Genomic DNA, 2,778 nt, shown 5'->3' on the forward strand with positions numbered 1-2,778 from the left:
CGCATCGACGGCGCGGGCGAGATCAGACTGCTGACATCCGTCGCGATCCCTCTGATCAAGCCGGTGCTCGTGACCGTCGTGCTCGTCACCTTCATCGGCCCGTGGAACGAGTTCCTCTGGCCCTTCCTCATCACGAAGGACGCGTCGCTGCAGCCGCTCGCCGTGTCTCTCGCGAACTACATCTCCAATGTCGCCCAGTCGACGGCGAACCCGAACGGGGCGATCCTCGCCGGTGCCACCGCGCTGGCCTTCCCCGTCGTCATCCTGTTCATCGTCTTCCAGCGGTTCTTCCGAGCCACCGACCTCGGCGCGGCCGTCAAAGGCTAGCCAGAAAGGCACCCCATGTTCTCCGGAGCCACCTTCCCTCTCGGCCCGTTCACCCCGTACGAGGGCAACCCGATCCTGCGCCCGAAGGGCGACAGCTGGGAGTCGGCCAACCTCTACAACCCGGCCGCGATCGTCGACGGAGACGAGGTCGTGCTGCTCTACCGCGCGCACGCCGACGACATCGTCTCTCACATCGGCATCGCGCGGTCGAGCGACGGCGTGAACTTCACCCGCGAAGACGCACCGATCCTCTCGCCCTCCGAGGACTACGAGACCTTCGGCTGCGAGGATCCGCGCATCGCGCTGATCGACGGCACGTACTACCTGACCTACACGGGGTGGGATCGGCGGAGCGCCCAGCTGTGTCTCGCCACCTCGACCGACCTGCGCACCTGGACCAAGCACGGCCCGCTGTTCGATGACTTCGACACGTTCAAGACCATGGACCCACGCGGATTCAACTGGTCGAAGGCCGGGGTCATCGTGCCCACGATGATGCACGGCAAATGGTGGATGTACTTCGGTGAGGGCGCGATCTACTGGGCGACCAGCGACGACCTCATCCACTGGACGCCGGGCACCCCCGACACCGAGCCGATGTACTCGCCGACTCCCGGCACCTGGGATGAGGCGCTCGTCGAGATCGGCACCTCGCCCGTGCTCGCCGACAACGGCCTTCTCGTGTTCCTCACGAACGGGGCGACCCGGGTCGTGCACGACGACGGCTCGGTCGACGTCGACTACCGCTGCGGGCAGATCGCGATCGACCCCGATGAGCCGACGAAGGTCATCGCGCGCCTGCAGGAGCCGTGGCTGCGGCCTCAGACCTTCGAGGACATGCACGGTCTGGTGTCGAACGTGACCTTCGTCGAAGGACTCGTGAAGTTCCAGGACAGATGGTTCGCGTACTACGGGCAGTCCGACACGACGCTGGCCGTCGCCATCCACGATCCCGCGAAGCCGTGGGGTCGGGCGCTGCGAGACGGCGCCGACTCGAGCGCGAGCGAGGAATGAGACCATGGCCATCTCCCGACGGACCTTCCTGAGCGCGGCTGCCGCCACCTCGGCGCTGGCACTGCTGCCCCTCGAACAGGCCGGTGCCCAGGCCTCGGCATCCGCATCTCGCCTGCCCCTCGGCTCTCTGCCCGCCGGCGCCGGTCGCGGCGCCCGGCTGACGAACCTCACGCATCTGCGATTCCTGCTCGCCGAGGTGCCGGTGGTCGCGAGCGCGACGCACACGACGTTCGGCATCGACGCGTCGCCCCGGGTACTCGCGCCGTGGACCTACGCCGACACCGACGGCGCGGGCGGATACCGACCGGTGGGAGGCGGCACGAAAGACGCGACGACCGGGTACTGGACGCAGGGCGCCTACAACGCGGATGACATCGCTCGCGCAGCCATCGTGTTCCTTCGCGACTGGAAGGCGACCGGCGACACCCAGAGCCGCGACGAGGCGCGCGACGTGCTGCGCTCTCTCGCCTTCCTGCAGACGACGAGCGGCTCGAATGCGGGCCGTGTGGTGCTGTGGCAGCAGGAAGACGGCACGCTGAACCCGAGCGCGATCCCGATCGAGCTGCCCGACCCTTCGGATTCCGCCGAGTCGTACTGGCTCGCGCGCACGGTGTGGGCGTTCGGCGAAGGGTATGCGGCGTTCCGGCGCGAGGACCGCGCGTTCGCGGCGTTCCTACTCGAGCGGCTGCATCTGTGTCTCGACGCCCTCTCTCGCGAGTCGCTCTCGCGCGCCGGTCAGTGGGTGCGCAGCGACGGTCGACGACTGCCCGCATGGTTGATCGCCGGCGGCGCGGATGCCACGGCCGAGGCGATGCTCGGACTCGCCGCGGCGACCGAAGCGGGTGACGCGAGAAGCCGGCAGGCCCTGCAGACGTATGGCGAAGGGGTCGCCGCGATGGCGAGCGACCCGGCGAAGGGCTGGCCGTTCGGCGCCGTCCTGCCGTGGACGGGGTCGCTGGGCTTCTGGCACGCCTGGGGTGCGGCCGCTCCCGAGGCGCTCGCCCGTGCCGGTGCGGTGCTGCGGCGACGCGAGTGGAAGGCGGCAGCCGTGGCGGATGCCGGAACGTTCACGCCGCAGGTGCTCGCGTCAGGGGGTCCGCACAATGCGTGGGCGCCGCTGCCCGCCGAGGCGCAGATCGCCTACGGTGCGCACGGGCGTGTCGCAGGCTCCGTGCAGGCTGCCGCGGTCGGTGGCGAAGGGCTGCGCGTGCTCGCAGGGCTCGCAGCCGGCTGGTTCTTCGGAGCGAACACCGCCGGCATCCCCGTCTACGATCCCGCCACGGGTGTGACGTTCGACGGGGTCGAGACCGACGGTCGCGTCAACCGCAACTCGGGAGCCGAATCCACGATCCACGGGCTGCTCACGATGCTGCTGCTCGACGCGAACCGCGACATCGCACGGAGCGCGACCTCGATCACCGGGCTGTCCTCGTACGC

3 protein-coding genes are annotated in these 2,778 nt (G+C 69.3%); all 3 read left to right on the plus strand.

Going from position 1 to position 2,778, the window contains the following annotated elements; genetic code table 11:
• On the plus strand, positions 1 to 327 hold a 327-nt coding region (locus J7E68_RS19760; RefSeq protein WP_251048839.1), incomplete at its 5' end, for an ABC transporter permease subunit.
• A gap of 15 nt (positions 328 to 342) precedes the next feature.
• Positions 343 to 1,341 (plus strand): glycoside hydrolase family 130 protein, encoded by a 999-nt coding sequence (locus J7E68_RS09630; RefSeq protein WP_215172055.1) that lies wholly within the window; start codon positions 343 to 345, stop codon positions 1,339 to 1,341.
• Positions 1,342 to 1,345: 4 nt separating this feature from the next.
• Positions 1,346 to 2,778: hypothetical protein (locus tag J7E68_RS09635; protein ID WP_215172057.1), on the plus strand; the 1,433-nt coding region annotated here is incomplete at its 3' end.

It is taken from the genome of Microbacterium sp. ISL-103, from assembly GCF_018613995.1.
Classification (GTDB): Bacteria; Actinomycetota; Actinomycetes; order Actinomycetales; family Microbacteriaceae; genus Microbacterium.

Excerpts from the sequence above, each read along its gene's own strand:
- J7E68_RS09630 (WP_215172055.1), top strand. The coding sequence starts at position 343 with ATGTTCTCCGGAGCCACCTTCCCTCTCGGCCCGTTCACCCCGTACGAG.